Raw genomic sequence first — 15,763 nt, 5'->3', positions numbered from 1 at the left:
CTTTTTGACGATTCATTTATTAGTTTTAGTGATTGATTTATTGGTTTCGATGATTAATAGTCATGACGACTTTATGACCTTCGGGCTGTACAGCGCTGATTTTACTGGGTAGCTTATCGCTGCCCTTATAACTAAAGCTGGCTGTCCACGCACCATTGACCGAGCTAGTAAGTCGACCTTGAGCATCAGTTTGCGGCGCGCTGTCTGAGGGTGCCGAGCGTCCAGAAATCCAGTAAGGCATTTGCGAGATCGGCGCTTGCCAGCCAGTGGCTTTTTGTAGCAAGGTCTCAGGATTATCTGCAGTCAAGGTGCCGGTCTTTTCACTCACTAAAGTGGCCGTCTGACCATCATACTCGATATTGGTCTTGCCAATCCCTAAAGCACCAATCAGCTCAATAGCGAAGCGCTCGTTTTGCTGACCCCAGGCATAAAAAGCACTGCCACCTTGAGCGCCACTATTGCTAGGGGTGGTCACGCCGATTTTACCGGTGATGTTAAAGTTATTAAGTTTTTGTGCGGGTACGATAGAGCTAGGTTGGGTGGTGGCGTTCGCACCTTGCAAAGACTGACAACCAGATACGAGTCCCAAAGCTGCTGTTAAGGCAGCAAACATGGCTAATTTAGCGGATTTATGGCGGCTTGTTTTTATAGATAACATGACTTTTCCTCAAAATTTACAAACTTAAAGAGATTTAATTTTAATAAGTTAGCTTAAGCCTTGGTTGTTACCCTGTTATGCACCGTTGTTGGCTTATTATAAGCGAGGTGTACAGGAAGTTCGCTCATAGGTCTTTATCACAATCATATCGAACTTGAGACCATCTTAGACCGGCGTTAATAAAGTTGTATACGGTCATTGACGTTATGCTGTCCAAATGAGAAGCGTAGCTGTAGATCTACTAATAACGCTTCAACTTTAGCATTATCGCCTAAGCCTTGGTAAGCGCGGAGTAACAGCACACCTGAACGTAAGTTAGGCAGTACATCATAAGGCGTTTGCAGATAATCGATAACCTGGCTGTAATTATTATAGGCTAAGGCGCTACTGGCCAGCACATTTAACGCTTGTAGGTGTAGCTCATTGTCATAACGTGGGTCATCGTAACGAATTTGAATGACAGTCGTTGCCAGCGCTAAACCTTGCTCGGAGCTGCGATCGTTAGACAGCAGTAATTGCGCGTAGCTGAGCTGATAAGATAGATTACTAGGCGCCAGCGCTTGTAAATGGTTGAGTAAAGTACGTTTGATCACGTAATCATTACGGTCGTCAAGCAATTGGACGCGAGCAAAAAGCAAGGTTTCATTATCAGGATATTTACGGCTGGCGCGAGTTAATAGTCGCAATGCCTCAATGGGCTCTTCTTGCTGCCATAAGATATCTGCTTGTAACACATAGGTTTCAGGGGCGAATACCTCAAACTGTCGACGCAGTTTTTGTAGCGTGGCTATTGCTGCATCCACATCATTGTTCAGTAATTCAAAAGCCATAACCTTTTTGCGTGCCGCCAGCACTAAGTCTTCCTGCATGACCGCATTTAGGTAGTATTTAGCCTGCTCAAAGCGCTGCTGACGCTCTGCACTGATGCCAAGGTAATAATAGGCTTGGTCAAGGTAAGCTGAGTTTTTTGCGAGCATATTAAGCAGCTGATCAGCGCTGCGGTACTCTTCAATGTCTAAACTGACCAGCGCTGCCAATAAGGTAATTTCAGCATCATCATTAAAGCGATTATGTGCATCAAGCAATAGCTGCCATGCGTCTTGGCTTTGCTTCAAATCAAGCAAGTAGCGAATTTCATATAGGTATAAGCTTTTGCTACTAGGATTACGCAGACGTGATTGGTTGACATAAGTCAGCACTGTCGCGTCTGGTTCAGTTTTACGCAAAATGTCAGCTTTTAGCGTAATAAACGGCACATAGTCTGGCTGGCGATCCAACGCCCGATTAATATGAATAAGGGCTTCTTGAGGCTCATTGAACTGGTAGAGCAGCCCTGCTTTTAGTACTGACAATGAGGCATTTTGCTCGCTATCAAGAGGCTGCAAAGCGGCAAGCAATTCACGCTTGTCATTGTCTGTATCGGGATAGATGCCAATAAGAATTTCGCTTAAATCGGCACGAGGGTCATAGCGTAGGATGCGGTTTAAGGTTTCGCTAGCCAGTGTATAATCGTGTGCTCTTAGGGCCAGATGTGCGACATAAAACCAAGCAGGAACGTGGTCAGGGTTTTGGTCTTGCCAAGTCTTGGCAAACTGTAATGAGGCGCCCACAGTCTCGTTACGTAAAGACAAACTAAGCGCTCGCTCAAATACGGCGGTAGCATCTTCTTTAAAAGACTGCTGTTTATAAATAGCCAAGGCACGGCGGGTATCCCCGCGATCAGCTGCGAACTCGGCATCCAAAAGGCTATATAGGCTCGGCTCGTTAAGCCCAGTCTGCCATACGGTTGCTGATGGTAGGCTGGTAAAAGTAGCCACACTAGCTGCCATTTTTATTCTTTTACTGCTATGGTCTTTGTCACTATCGGAAGGGGCTACCGAGGTACTAATTCTTGTCGTAGTAGTGATGACAGTATCTGGTGATAAATTTAATAGATTGGCATGAGCAGGCGTCCCTAAGCACAGGCAAGCGGCCAACAGTAACGTTAGCTTATGATGCCGGCATAGTCGGTCAATGATGACGCGCAATAGAGCTTGGAGGCTAAATTGGTCGCTATGCTCAAGTTGTGATTGTAACGATAATCCAAAAAAAATCATAGACAGCAGTATTCACCCATTAGTTACCCATCCTAGTATGTACTCATGTCCTTTTATCCATAAGGTCACTTTATGTATTACTTGGCCTTAAGGCTACTTTATTACGTACTTATTATAATATTATCACAGACATATATTGCAGGTATTATATAGGTGGATGAGTATTATAAACAATAGTGCTCATGTTACTCAAACACTGGCAAAATTGATTAGATTTAAACGTGTATCGTTACTATCAAGGTTATTAGGGCTCAAGGTTATTAGAGCTGAAAAAGTTATTAGAGCTGAAAAATGCCATTAGGGCCGAAAAATACTCACCACGATCTGAAACCATAGTAAAAACGGGCTTAATGGAAATAACGCCATAGCGATACTATTTATTCAAACACGTTATTTAAATTATTCAAACAGGTCATGCAAACACGAGCAACCAAGACGCGGGAAGTCAATGGCTCATTAGCTCAACTGTATTTGCAGCAAGGGTTTCAAAACCTAAAATAGATATGAATAATGATAATTAAAAGTCATCAGAGCAGTTGATTTGTCGTTAGGTTACCCAAATACAAGTAGATAGTGGTAAGGCTGTAGAGCAATTATTAAATAAAGCCGGTAACAATGATATAATGGGCGGTTTTATACTTATCGTAACTGATTTTGACCTATTTTTAACCTGGTCTTTAATCTATTCAAATCAATAACGCTCATGATTTATGCGGCTAATGGCGTTTGATCATAGTATGTTTTAGCCTGCTATTCAAAACGAATTTCACCCGCTTTTAACACTCGCTTTTAAAGTCCGATTTTAAAAACAGAACAGTGGCTTTGCAAGTAAATGAGCGTTATGTTTATGGTCTATCAATAATGAGATTAGTGGTCATTGGGGTCAATCATAACACCGCACCAGTCGCTTTACGTGAGCGCCTGGCGCTCGTGGGTGAGGATGTCACTATTGCGCTTGAGCAGCTCAAAGGCTTTACTGATGGTAGCGTGATTGTCTCGACTTGCAATCGCACTGAAATATATGCGTTGGTACCACAAGCGCATGCCACTAACAATAATACAGCGACAAGCTCATCTACAGCACTTTCTAATAGTAGTGGCACTGCCATTAATGGCTCCAACTCTGGCGTCACATCAGAAGCTACAAGCGCCTATATTAATCATATTAAAACTTGGCTGGCTAATTTTAAGCAGTTTTCTGTCGCTGAGATTGACCAGTATTTGTATGTGCATCGTGACACCCACGCGCTCACTCATTGGTTACGAGTCGCTGCTGGCTTGGACTCAATGATATTAGGCGAGCCGCAAATACTCGGTCAAATTAAGCAAGCCGTTCATCTCGCGCAAACTGAGCACGCACTAAGCAATCAGTTAGGCTGGATTATTGACCAGGTATTTGCCGCATCTAAACGGGTGCGTAATGAGACCAATGTGGGCGCCCATGCAGTATCGCTTGGCTTTGCAGCCGCTAAATTAGTGACCCAGATTTTTGATAACCTACCCAGTCGTACCTTATTGGTGGTGGCTGCTGGCGAGATGAATCGCTTAGTCGCCACTCATATTGCAGGGCTTGGTGTTGGACGGGTGATTATCTGTAACCGTAGTCCTGAGCGTGCTGAAGCGCTAGCCGCTGAGCTGCGTCAGCCTAACCGCAGCGTAGAAATTAGGACGCTACAAGAGCTACCACAAGTGTTGGCGGAGGCCGATATTGTTAGTAGCTGTAGTGGTAGCATGGACTTGCTGATTGATAAGACCATGACCACCCAAGCGCTTAAAAGCCGCCGTTACCAGCCGATGCTGATGATAGACTTGGCCGTGCCGCGTGATATTGATTCGGCTGTCAGTCAGATTGATGATGTTTATCTTTATTCTGTCGATGACCTACAGCATGTAATCGCCGGTAATATCGAACAGCGCCGTCAAGCTGCTGTTGATGCTGAGTTGCTAGTCAGTCAATTGGTCGTTGACATAGAACGCCGCTTTCAAGTGCGCCAAGTAGGCAAAGATATTCAGCAGTATCGTGACCGTACCCATGTGCAAGTGGACAAGTTACTTATTGAGTCGATCGGCGAACTGCAGCGTGGCGATGCGAGCCCTGAAGAAGTGATTGCTGAGTTATCACGGCGTTTGACTCAAACCCTGACTCATGCACCATCGAAGCTTATGCGTAAGGCGGCAGCTGAAGGTGATAGTGAGCTGCTAGACTTTGTGGTCTCAGGGCTACAGGATGCTTATAGCCGCTAACGACGCTTATAGTCGCTAAAAATAGGCAGTAAGTTATTGGCAAACTGCTAACAACTTACTAGGAACTGCACTGATAAGACCATTGGTAAATAGAAAATTATGCTAGAGTTACCGCTAAGCGAACAATCCGTTGTCAACCACCATTATCAATGCTAATATCAAGCTGTCATGATTGTACTGAGTCATGATACTGCTATGGTAATGTCTACGTCGTGTACGTTGCCATATCTCTGACGACTGTCGCTCAACACTTTAGCTCAACAGAGTTAATTGAGCGAGATCAACAGTAGTCATTATCATCTGTCTGCCTCCGCGCAGCACCCATGATGGCGCTGATGTCACATGCAGCCTTGCATAGGACATACCTTACCAACGGCAATAGCGCTAGGATAAAGTGCTATATCGTCAATCCTATGTCTTACTGTCTATAAATACCCAATTATTACTGCCGATAGTTAGTAATGCCCATAGTAGTAACCTTATCGATAGCTATCTTAATAGTGAAAACTACAGGCTTTCAAAGCGGGCATTCAAAAATATACACCCAAATTTTAATAACATCTAAATAATCTAACCACGAACAAGGAACGTGCTATGCCTGCATTACTTCAAGATATTGATCCAGAAGGCTTATTAGAATATTCAGTGGTTTATACTGACCGCGCCCTCAACCACATGTCAAAAGCTTTTCAGCAAGTGATGAATGACTTATCTACGGAGCTAAAATCAGTTTATAACGCTGATGCCGTGGCTATTATTCCAGGCGCCGGTACGTATGGCATGGAAGCGGTCGCCGCTCAGCTAGCAAGAGACCAAGATTGCCTAATCATTCGTAACGGTTGGTTTAGCTACCGTTGGACCCAAATTTTAGAAAAAAATAATATCGGTAACACCACTACTGTCTTGGCTGCTGACCGCACTGAAGATACTGATGCGCCCAAGCCATTTGCTCCCGTTGATATCGAAACTGCCGTTGCCAAAATCAAAGAACACAAGCCTGGTATCGTATTTGCACCACATGTTGAAACTTCAGCCGGTATTATCTTACCGAATGATTATATTAAAGCCCTGAGCGACGCTGTTCATAGCGTTGGTGGTTTATTGGTTATCGATTGCATCGCTTCAGGTTGTGTCTGGCTTGATATGAAAGCGCTGGGTATTGACGTGATTATCAGTGCTCCGCAAAAAGGCTGGAGCAGTACCCCTTGTGCTGGTCTGGTTATGCTCAGCGACGCGGCAGTCAAAAAAGTGGAAACTACCGAATCTAATAGCTTTAGCCTCGACTTAAAACAGTGGCTCACTATTATGCGCGCTTATGAGAATGGCGGTCATGCTTACCATGCGACCATGCCTACTGATAGCTTACGTCAGTTCCGTGACACGATTAATGAAGCCAAAGAAATTGGTTTTGAGACACTATGTAATGCACAGTGGGAACTGGGTAATAAGATCCGTAAAGTACTCGAGGCCCAAGGTATCGAAAGTGTGGCAGCTGAAGGCTTTAGAGCCCCAGGTGTGGTGGTTTCTTATACCAGTCGCAATGATATGCATAAAGGCAGCGCGTTCGCTGAGCTTGGCATGCAAATCGCTGCTGGCGTTCCGCTTAAATGTGGCGAGCCTGATAGCTTTAAAACTTTCCGCTTAGGTCTATTTGGCTTTGACAAACTGACTAACGTTGATGGCGCTGTTGAGCGTTTTGAATCTACTCTCGAAAAAGTAGTGGCCGAATAAACGCATTGATTTGGCAAACGATTTACTGAATATTACAGGTAAATAATACTAATAAAAGTACTGATAAAAATACTGAGCCAACGCGTTCAGTATTTTTTTACCTATTTATTATACTTTATTATATAATGTATTTTTATAAATAGAATTTTAGAGTAATACTTGATAAAAATTAGGTTAGGTAATCAGTTATGACTATACAGATAGACTGGCAAGCATTTACCCCAATCTCATTAGTAGGTGGCTTAATATTGGGGGTGGCGACTGTCATTTTGCTATTAGGTATGGGACGTATCGCAGGTATCAGTGGTATCGCGTCCAGCTTGTTGAAGCCCAAGCGCGTAGAGGTGTGGCAAATATTATTTGTACTGGGCCTTGTCGTTTCACCGTTATTGTATCAACTGGCATCGCCGCTACCCATTATGCAAGTGACCAGCTCATTGCCGTTATTAGTTGGTGCCGGCTTACTAGTTGGTTTTGGCACACGCTTGGGATCAGGTTGCACCAGTGGCCATGGAATCTGTGGTAATGCTCGGCTATCACCACGTTCAATGGCGGCAACGGTGACCTTTATGTTATCTGGTGTGCTTACGGTCTATATTGGCCGACACCTGCTTGGGCTCATCTAATCGTAGCTGGTTGCTAACAGGTTCACTATTTTGACTAGACAATATAAGAGACTAAGATGTTAAAAAATATAATTGGGCTAGTAGCAGGGTTATTATTTGGTTTAGGGCTGCTAATATCGGGTATGACGGACCCTACCAAGGTACAGGGGTTCTTGGATGTCTTTGGCGCATGGGATATCTCTCTAGCACTAGTGATGGGTGGCGGATTAATGGTGGCCATCGTTGGGGTACAATTGGCCAAACGCCAAGGTAGCAGCTGGATTGGGACACCGATAGAGATGCCCAATAACACTACAATTAATAAAAAATTACTAATTGGCGCGATATTATTTGGCATTGGTTGGGGTTTAGTGGGTATCTGCCCAGGACCAGGCATTGTATTGCTAGGTACTGGACAGTGGCAAGCTTATGTATTTATCCCTGCCATGGTAATTGGTATGTTGATCTATCAGTGGCTTGAGCCCAAGCTTACTTAGAAGTCAGCTTTAAAAATAGATAGTAAATAAAAAGGTCAGCTTAATCTTAAATTAGGCTGACCTTTGTTAATAGCTGATCTTAACAGCTGATTGTAATGATTGGTTCTAATAGCCAGTCAGTTGTTTTTGGCTGCTCATTTTGGTTGGTGCGTGACCTTTGAGGTTTCATGTGCCAAAGATTTGGCCGCTTGGCGTAACTCAAACTTTTGTACTTTGCCGGTGCTGGTTTTAGGTATTTCGGCAAAGATAATGTGTTTGGGTACTTGAAAGCCAGCCAGATGATGGCGGCAATGCTCGATAACCGCATCGCGCTGCAAGGTGCTGCCGTCATAAATCTCAATAAAGGCGACGGGTACTTCGCCCCATTTATCATCTGGTGCGGCAACCACTGCGCAGCTTTGAATTGTCGGCATTTTATATAAGACATTTTCGACTTCAATACTAGATATATTCTCACCGCCGGAGATGATGACGTCTTTAAGTCTGTCCATGATTTTGATATAGCCATCAGGGTACTTAACCCCCAAATCACCCGTGCGGAACCAACCGTCAGCAAACGCGGCTTCGGTGGCTTTGCGACTTTTGAGGTAACCTTTCATCACCATATTACCGCGTAGGGCCAATTCACCCATTTCTTCGCCATCAGCTTTTACCAGTTCCATGGTTCCTTGTTTGAATACATCAAACCCTGCCATTAAATGTGAGGTTACGCCTTGGCGTGATTTCTTTTGAGCGCGGGCAGCAATATCAAGATCGCTCCATTCTGCTTGCTCAGCGCAGATAGTCACCGGTCCATATGCTTCGGTAAGGCCGTAAGTGTGAGTGATATCGAAGCCCATCTCTTCCATTTGTGCGAGCATAGTTTCAGAGGGCGGTGCACCGGCAACCCAGCCTTTGACTTTATGATTGATCGCTGCTTTATATTCTGACTTACCGCTCGCAATCATATTGTGAACCACTGGTGCTGAGCAATAATGACTGACTTTATACTTGGCAATCAACTGCAAAATGAGATCGGTGTCCATCTTACGCAGGCAGACGTTAACGCCAGCTCGCTCAGCGATAGACCACGGAAAGCACCAGCCATTGCAATGAAATAGGGGCAGCGTCCATAGATAAATAGGATGCTTGGGCATGTCCCAATCTAAGATATTAGACACCGCATTGAGGGTCGCACCGCGATGATGATAGACCACACCTTTTGGGGTGCCGGTCGTGCCTGAGGTATAATTAAGCGCAATAGCGTCCCACTCGTCTACTGGTTTTTCCCAATTGTCTAAACGGTCGGAGCTAGTAATTAATGCTTCATAGCTCATCTGTCCAAAATCATCAGTATCAACAGCGTTATCTGTGGCATGGATAACAATTAACTGAGGGAAGGTCTCATCGATAATCTCAGCAAGATCAGCGAATTCGCTGTCCATGATTAAGACTTTGGCTTCAGAATGTTGCAGACAAAAAGTTAAAGCATTAATATCTAGACGAGTGTTCAAGGTGCACAATACACCGCCTGACATTGGTATGCCAAATGCGCACTCTACCATGGCTGGAGTATTGGGCAGCATAACCGCGACGGTATCGTTTTTATCAATACCTAGTTTACGTAGACCATCCGCCAACTGTTGGCAACGAGTATAAGTCTGCTGCCAGGTTTGGGTTAGATTGTTATGTTTAAGATCGTCGTAAATGATGGCGGTCTTATCAGGATAGACCTGTGCGCTGCGGATAATAAAATCAATAGGGGTGAGTGGTTGGTAATTGGCAGGGTTTTTGCCGAGACCTGTATGAAAGTCGGTCATGGAGATAGTCCTTTATCGTATTCTTATAAAATGGTGAACCAAGTATAAAACCGCTATAGTATCAGACTGGCTTAATATAGTGCTCAGCGCTCAGTCAGCTACAATTTTCACGCATCTTACTATAGCCAGTTCAAAATAAAATAGATACAGCTGTGTCAGCGCACTACTGTTATAAATTTTTCTTGCTTGCTGTTCGAACACGTGACAGAGGCTACGAAAAATTCATAACAGCAGCACTGCATCGTTTTTAGATTGGATTTACTATATTACTAGTTCTATACTTGACCTGCTATAAATACTAGGTCTTTCATTAAGGGTAATATCGCCTAAAAAACGAGTTTGTTTGGTGACTTTCGCTCAATCGTATAACATTTTGTACTATACAGATATCTATTTTAAGCAATAATTTTAAGGCAGATGTTTAAGGTAGATGTTCAAGGCGCTTTCTTAACGTGAAGACTTCAACTCTGACATATGCTTACTATCCATCTGTAGTAAATAGATCATACTAGGAACAGTAGACGGTACGAATTATTGAGTAGCCGTTAGCAATAGACAGTATTACCATAATGCTCACTCATCAGTCGTTTGTGTGCGTAGCTGAGAATAAAGGGGGTGTGGTACGATAGAATTAATATCAAATTTTCATATCGTTTTTATAACAATAACCCGTAGATCCAGAAGGATAATGTCATGAGCGCCAGCCTTGATACCGCCAGCCAAGCAAACCCTAGTCAATCAAACAACAGCATTAAAAATACCGATCGTATTGCTACCAATAGTGCTGCGATTGATGCTGCTAATGCCTCCGAGTATTACCCACATTTGTTTACACCGTTAGATTTAGGGTTCACTACTTTGAAGAACCGTGTAGTCATGGGCTCGATGCATACCGGTCTTGAAGACCGTTTTTACAACTATGGCAAGCTCGCTGCGTATTTTGCTGAGCGTGCCAAAGGTGGTGTGGCCATGATGATTACTGGCGGTATCTCGCCCAACCGCGAGGGCTGGCTATTACCGGCAGGCGGTACTATGAACAGCAAGATGGATGTTATCAACCATCAACGCGTGACCCGTGCTGTGCATAAGCACGACAGCAAAATAATCATGCAGATATTGCATAGTGGTCGCTATGGTTATCACCCGTTTGTCGTATCATCTAGCCCGATCAAGTCGCCAATCTCACCGTTTAAACCGCGTAAAATGAGTATTAAAAATATCGAGCAAACGGTCAAAGACTTTGCACGCTCAGCTCGTTTAGCCAAGCAAGCTGGCTATGATGGTGTTGAAGTTATGGGCTCTGAGGGTTATCTACTCAATCAGTTCTTATCGCGCCACGTCAACAAGCGTAGCGATATTTATGGTGGCGATATTCATGGGCGTATGAAGCTGGCAGTAGATGTGGTCAAAGCCGTTCGCGCGGCGGTTGGCGAAGATTTTATTATCTTATTTCGCTTATCAGTGATTGATTTGGTCAAAGACGGCAACGTCATGGATGAAGTCATTACCGTCGCTAAAGCGCTAGAAGAAGCTGGCGTGACCATAATGAATACCGGTATTGGCTGGCATGAAGCCCGCGTGCCGACTATCGTCACCAGTGTCCCGCGCGCCGCTTTTGTAGACTTTACCGCTGAGATTAAAAAACATATCAGCATTCCGATGATGGCTGCCAACCGTATCAATATGCCAGATACTGCTGAATCAATCGTCGCTAGTGGTCAAGCTGATTTGATTCAGATGGCACGCCCGTTCTTAGCGGATCCAAACTGGGTCAATAAAGCTAAAAATGGTGAGGCTGCTCGTATTAATACTTGTATTGCTTGTAACCAAGCTTGCCTTGACCACACTTTTGAAAATAAGCGCTCAACTTGTCTGGTCAACCCACAAGCCTGCTATGAGACCGAATTGGTTTACAAAAAGACTAAAAAGCCTAAAAAAGTCGCGGTTATTGGTGGCGGGGTAGCGGGTATGTCAGCAGCGCATGTCGCAGCATTACGCGGCCATAAAGTGACGCTGTTTGAAGCCAAAGATATCTTGGGCGGACAGTTTAACTACGCCAAGGTTATACCGGGTAAAGAAGAGTTCTTTGAAACCATTCGCTACTATATTAACGAGCTTGAGCACTTAGGCGTGAAGGTCAAGCTCAATACCAAGGTAGATAAAGCATTGCTAGAAGCTGGCAAGTTCCATCATGTGATCGTGGCAACTGGGGTGGTGCCTAAAAGCTTGGTTGGTAAACTTGAAGGTGCAGATTTGCCGCAAGTGATGACTTATGCAGAATTACTCTCTGGACAAAAAGCAGTCGGAAATACCGTTGCAGTTATCGGTGCAGGCGGTGTTGGCTTTGACGTAAGTGAGTATCTAACGGCTCGTCATGGTCAGCCATTAGATGAGCTGCCACCTGAAACCTTAAAAGACCCAAGCTATCGTCCAAAAGCGCAATCAGTTAGTGAATGGCGTGAAGAGTGGGGCGTGACTGATGATTTTAATTATCAAAGTGAAGGCGGCTTGATTAAACCAGACGCCATTACGCCCGTACGCCAAGTCTATCTGATGCAACGTACTAAGGGGCGCTTGGGTGGCAGTCTCAATAAAACGACCGGCTGGGTCCACCGTGCTCATGTCAAATCGCATGGTGTTATTCAAGTGTCAGGGCTACAGTACGAAAAAATCACTAACGAAGGCATCTGGATCACCAATAATCAAGGCCAAAGCCAGCTGCTGCGTGTTGATAGCGTGGTAGTGTGTGCGGGTCAAGAGTCAGTAGTAGATTTGATGCCCAATGTTGGCGACGCGCCTGATGCACAATATCATTTGATTGGCGGAGCCAAACTGGCCGCTGAGCTAGACGCCAAACGTGCGATACGTGATGGGGCTGAGGTAGCGGCAGGAATTTAACAGTTAAATAAAGCTATAGAAGTGGCGAAGTATTCTATCTCGCTATTCACTTAATAATCGCATGTCGATAACCCGCTTAATTTTAGGCGGGTTTTTTATTGGTTATATTTCTCTTTATTTATCTCATAATCCCTCAAATCAAAAAATTTATATCCAAACTTAGGTTGCGTATCACCTTGACTTGCTAACCTTTTCATCAACTTAAAACTTTCAGATTCTTTACTATATCTATAATAATTAAATATTATTATAGATAAGACTATCGCTCTGACTACAAATCAGACGAGCATATAAACTTATCCTAAATAAGCAGGCGTAGGATGGGTTATCTAAAGCGTAACCCACCAAGTTTATGATTCTAATATCCAATGGTAGATTACGTCTAATCTTCATTCTTTACGAGAGTTCGAAGAAACTAATCTACCTTATTCCCTTTCTAATACAATACCGTCAAAATAACCTCGCACACCACAACGTCCCGATCTGAATTGGTCGTCAATGTCTTTTAATAGTAGCTGAGTCTTACCTTTATAAGGTGCTGGATACAAGCGCAGCTCAAGAATTTCATCTTGTCCATCGTCATTAATGACCCAGTGATTCTGAGACCATGTTGCAATGTTGTCTCCAACATCACAGGTATGAAAATTAGTAAAAAATAAAGTTCCCTCTATAATTGAGAGATAAGGTTTATTAGCGACACTATAAATCGATAAAGTATTCGTTACCTCTTGCGGATCATTCCGGTTAGTTTCTGAATTGTATATTGAGGTTTTAAAAGTTTGAGAAAACTTGCCAAACTCATTTTTGCTAGGTAAATCAGAACGACTTAGCTCGTCTGGGAAGTTCCAAGCCACACCATAATAATTTTTATCTTCAATATACTCTTTATACTCGCGGATGAGACACTCTGTTTCTTTACACGTGTTGCGCTGAAATTTAAGCCAAAGTCGTTGATCGATAATCATGTTACCTTTAAGAATTTCGCTGTCTTCATAATCAAAAGTATTAGTGAGATTTTGTTTATATTTTTTCGCCATAGCATCATCGAGTTTGGAAAGCTCAGGACTTTTACAAATAGTTTTTTCTACCCAAGTAGCAGCTTTTTTGCAATCGAAACTTGCTGAATTTGCCTGAGTAGATAATAAAGAAGCTCCTAAAATACTTACTATGGCTAAGACTAGTTTTTTCATATTATTCTCGTTTTCTTAAAGCTTGATGATATTTTAATGAAGTTATTGTAGATACAAGAGTAAGTCATTAGCAGCGCAACTCACCAAATTTGATATCTAATAGTGAATTACGTTTAACTTTTCCTATTTATGAGAATTTGGTAAGTCCAATCCAGCCTTATTTACCATGTACCCATATTTTCCATCGAAATCCAAGGTTCAAATGGCTCTAGTCGCTCACCATCTTGCAGCAATTCGATTGAAATATCGTTAGGGTCTTTAACGAAAGCCATATGTCCATCTCTAGGTGGCCTTAATATGTCGACACCCGCTGCCATAAATGTTTCGCATTGCTCATATATATTATCAACTCTAAAGGCAAAGTGCCCAAAGTTGTCTCCATTGCTATATTCTTTTTCGTCCCAGTTATGAGTAACCTCAATCTCTGGAGCACCGTCATGAGTCGCTAAAAAGTATAAGCTAAATCGTCCTGTTTCAGAGTCCTTTTTCCTAAGAAGCTCTAAACCCATAAGCTCACAATAGAAGTGTAAGGTGTCCTCTAGTTTGTTGGTTCTAATCATTGCATGTAAGTACTTCATAAAAACACCTTATAATTTATAGTTGTTTAAAAAATTTAGCGGTAAAGTTTTAATTGATAGTGATAGCCTTGAATGAATCTATATCCTATTTTTATGTCTTCTTCATCAAACGATAAAAATCTCAAATTTCCATCTCTGTAACCAGCCATTCACAAAAATCATCAACTTGAGCTGCTAAATTTGGCTGTGTTTGTTTAAGCTCGTCTAGCTTAGCTCTGATGTCCTTCTTATTGTATTTGACCCCTGTCAGTGTGTCTCTTAAGACGTCAATTAATTCGATATTTAGTGCATCAGAAAAAATAACCACTTCTTCGATCACCGCCTGTTTTACATCCATATGTAAATCAATCATGCCCCAATCAAAGCGCGTTTCGATACGATGGGAGAATTCAGGGGTTTTGCCAAAGCGCCAATTCCAGTCTGACATTTGCTGGTAGTATTTATTAAGAGTAGGCTGCTTGGCGAGGCTGGCTTCATCTAACTCTTCTACTTCGACCGTTTGTCCATAATACTCACAAAACGCCTCGATAATTGCTTCAGACAACATCTCGTGATTGATGTCTTTATTGAATTCAACCAAGTTAGCAACCCGAGAGCGGACGGACTTGATACCTTTTGCTTGCAATTTTAGCGGGTGCGGATTGAGATAATCACCAAGCTTTTGCATGTCAGCATTCACCAGTAAAGTGCCGTGATGAAAGCTACGATCAACTGCATGTTTGAAAGCGCTACCTGATATTTTACGATCACCAACTTGCATGTCGTTACGGCCGGACAGCTCGGCGTCTATACCCAGTTTCTTCAGGGCATTGATGATGATAGTAAAGTTAGCTGCCTGATCATACTTATTTTTGGGCGATAAAAAGGTAAAATTGGTATTGCCTAAATCATGAAAAACAGCCCCACCACCACTTTGACGGCGAGCAAGAAAGATATGGTCTTCTTCCATTTTGTCAGTCTTACATTCTACCCAAGGGTTTTGTGAGCGTCCAATAACCACGGTTTCAGAATTACGCCATAAAAATAGTGTGTGGGAGTTGGGATCAAGCGCTTGAAATATCCAATCCTCGGTCGCCAGATTAAACCAAGGGCTGGTCACCGCCGATTTTAAGATACGTAGTTTCATTTATTTGATTCCTTGTTTATCACGGTATTTATAATGATTTTTATCAGTTAACTGTTATAGATTGGCTTATTAATATTAGAGACAGTCATTTTTACTGATGCGTGGCCAAGGCTTGATTATTCTTTAAGACTGGCAATTTAGCGAGATAAAATATCTAAACCTATTAATAGAGCAGATGCTTTGACCAGTGCTTTTAACTATTAAGATTAACACTATTGGATTGAGAATTGGGTAGGGGATTACAGCTAGAGTTTAAGAAAGGGTTGAAAGGGTTTCAGATTTATGAAAAATTCACGGGTATGTCGAAGAATGAATTGGTATATGATGAAGGCTATGAAACT

General features: G+C 42.9%; 11 protein-coding genes. 5 read left to right on the top strand and 6 right to left on the bottom strand.

The genetic code is table 11. The features are described from left to right. Positions 1-37: 37 nt before the first annotated feature. Entirely contained in the window at positions 38-658 is a 621-nt protein-coding gene (lolB, locus tag H4W00_RS01420; protein WP_209955726.1) for a lipoprotein insertase outer membrane protein LolB, read from the bottom strand. A 176-nt stretch (positions 659-834) separates the two neighbouring features. Continuing rightward, a complete protein-coding gene (locus H4W00_RS01415; protein ID WP_209955724.1) occupies positions 835-2,754 on the bottom strand; it encodes a hypothetical protein in 1,920 nt (639 codons plus the stop codon). Positions 2,755-3,615: 861 nt separating this feature from the next. On the opposite strand from H4W00_RS01415, the gene hemA reads away from it, so the two are divergent. From hemA to H4W00_RS01395, 4 genes are all read left to right on the top strand, one after another. Beyond that, positions 3,616-4,998, top strand: a complete 1,383-nt coding sequence (gene hemA, locus H4W00_RS01410) for a glutamyl-tRNA reductase (RefSeq protein WP_209955722.1) — start codon at positions 3,616-3,618, stop codon at positions 4,996-4,998. A 594-nt stretch (positions 4,999-5,592) separates the two neighbouring features. Further along, positions 5,593-6,729 (top strand): aminotransferase class V-fold PLP-dependent enzyme, encoded by a 1,137-nt coding sequence (locus tag H4W00_RS01405; protein WP_209955720.1) that lies wholly within the window; start codon positions 5,593-5,595, stop codon positions 6,727-6,729. Between the two features lie 188 nt (positions 6,730-6,917). Continuing rightward, on the top strand, positions 6,918-7,355 hold the full coding sequence (locus H4W00_RS01400) for a YeeE/YedE family protein (RefSeq protein WP_209955718.1): 438 nt from the start codon (positions 6,918-6,920) through the stop codon (positions 7,353-7,355). 56 nt (positions 7,356-7,411) lie between these two features. After that, positions 7,412-7,831 carry a DUF6691 family protein gene (locus H4W00_RS01395; protein WP_209955716.1) on the top strand — a complete coding sequence of 140 codons (420 nt, stop codon included), beginning with the start codon at positions 7,412-7,414 and terminating at the stop codon, positions 7,829-7,831. A gap of 134 nt (positions 7,832-7,965) precedes the next feature. On the opposite strand, the gene H4W00_RS01390 is transcribed toward H4W00_RS01395, so the two are convergent. Continuing rightward, positions 7,966-9,630: an AMP-binding protein gene (locus tag H4W00_RS01390; RefSeq protein ID WP_209955714.1), complete on the bottom strand. Its 1,665-nt coding sequence runs from the start codon at positions 9,628-9,630 to the stop codon at positions 7,966-7,968. Between the two features lie 693 nt (positions 9,631-10,323). Here H4W00_RS01390 and H4W00_RS01385 point away from each other — a divergent pair. After that, positions 10,324-12,528 (top strand): FAD-dependent oxidoreductase, encoded by a 2,205-nt coding sequence (locus tag H4W00_RS01385; RefSeq protein WP_334684840.1) that lies wholly within the window; start codon positions 10,324-10,326, stop codon positions 12,526-12,528. Between the two features lie 425 nt (positions 12,529-12,953). Here the strand turns inward: H4W00_RS01385 and H4W00_RS01380 are convergent, their stop codons facing one another. The 3 genes from H4W00_RS01380 to H4W00_RS01370 form a co-directional block, all read right to left on the bottom strand. Continuing rightward, positions 12,954-13,718 carry a lysozyme inhibitor LprI family protein gene (locus tag H4W00_RS01380; RefSeq protein ID WP_209955712.1) on the bottom strand — a complete coding sequence of 255 codons (765 nt, stop codon included), beginning with the start codon at positions 13,716-13,718 and terminating at the stop codon, positions 12,954-12,956. 161 nt (positions 13,719-13,879) lie between these two features. Beyond that, positions 13,880-14,296 carry a VOC family protein gene (locus tag H4W00_RS01375; RefSeq protein WP_209955710.1) on the bottom strand — a complete coding sequence of 139 codons (417 nt, stop codon included), beginning with the start codon at positions 14,294-14,296 and terminating at the stop codon, positions 13,880-13,882. A gap of 121 nt (positions 14,297-14,417) precedes the next feature. Then, positions 14,418-15,422 carry a lipoate--protein ligase gene (locus tag H4W00_RS01370; RefSeq protein WP_209955708.1) on the bottom strand — a complete coding sequence of 335 codons (1,005 nt, stop codon included), beginning with the start codon at positions 15,420-15,422 and terminating at the stop codon, positions 14,418-14,420. Between the last annotated feature and the right edge of the window lie 341 nt (positions 15,423-15,763).

Origin of the sequence: Psychrobacter sp. PL19, assembly GCF_017875835.1 — a bacterium.
Lineage (GTDB): Bacteria > Pseudomonadota > Gammaproteobacteria > Pseudomonadales > Moraxellaceae > Psychrobacter.
The sequence above is the reverse complement of the archived record's forward strand: the minus strand, read 5'-3'. Positions and strand labels throughout refer to the sequence as shown.

Excerpts from the sequence above, each read along its gene's own strand:
- lolB (WP_209955726.1), bottom strand. The coding sequence starts at position 658 with ATGTTATCTATAAAAACAAGCCGCCATAAATCCGCTAAATTAGCCATG.
- H4W00_RS01370 (WP_209955708.1), bottom strand. The coding sequence starts at position 15,422 with ATGAAACTACGTATCTTAAAATCGGCGGTGACCAGCCCTTGGTTTAAT.
- H4W00_RS01395 (WP_209955716.1), top strand. The coding sequence starts at position 7,412 with ATGTTAAAAAATATAATTGGGCTAGTAGCAGGGTTATTATTTGGTTTA.
- H4W00_RS01415 (WP_209955724.1), bottom strand. The coding sequence starts at position 2,754 with ATGATTTTTTTTGGATTATCGTTACAATCACAACTTGAGCATAGCGAC.
- H4W00_RS01390 (WP_209955714.1), bottom strand. The coding sequence starts at position 9,630 with ATGACCGACTTTCATACAGGTCTCGGCAAAAACCCTGCCAATTACCAA.
- H4W00_RS01375 (WP_209955710.1), bottom strand. The coding sequence starts at position 14,296 with ATGAAGTACTTACATGCAATGATTAGAACCAACAAACTAGAGGACACC.
- H4W00_RS01385 (WP_334684840.1), top strand. The coding sequence starts at position 10,324 with ATGAGCGCCAGCCTTGATACCGCCAGCCAAGCAAACCCTAGTCAATCA.
- H4W00_RS01380 (WP_209955712.1), bottom strand. The coding sequence starts at position 13,718 with ATGAAAAAACTAGTCTTAGCCATAGTAAGTATTTTAGGAGCTTCTTTA.
- H4W00_RS01400 (WP_209955718.1), top strand. The coding sequence starts at position 6,918 with ATGACTATACAGATAGACTGGCAAGCATTTACCCCAATCTCATTAGTA.
- H4W00_RS01405 (WP_209955720.1), top strand. The coding sequence starts at position 5,593 with ATGCCTGCATTACTTCAAGATATTGATCCAGAAGGCTTATTAGAATAT.
- hemA (WP_209955722.1), top strand. The coding sequence starts at position 3,616 with ATGAGATTAGTGGTCATTGGGGTCAATCATAACACCGCACCAGTCGCT.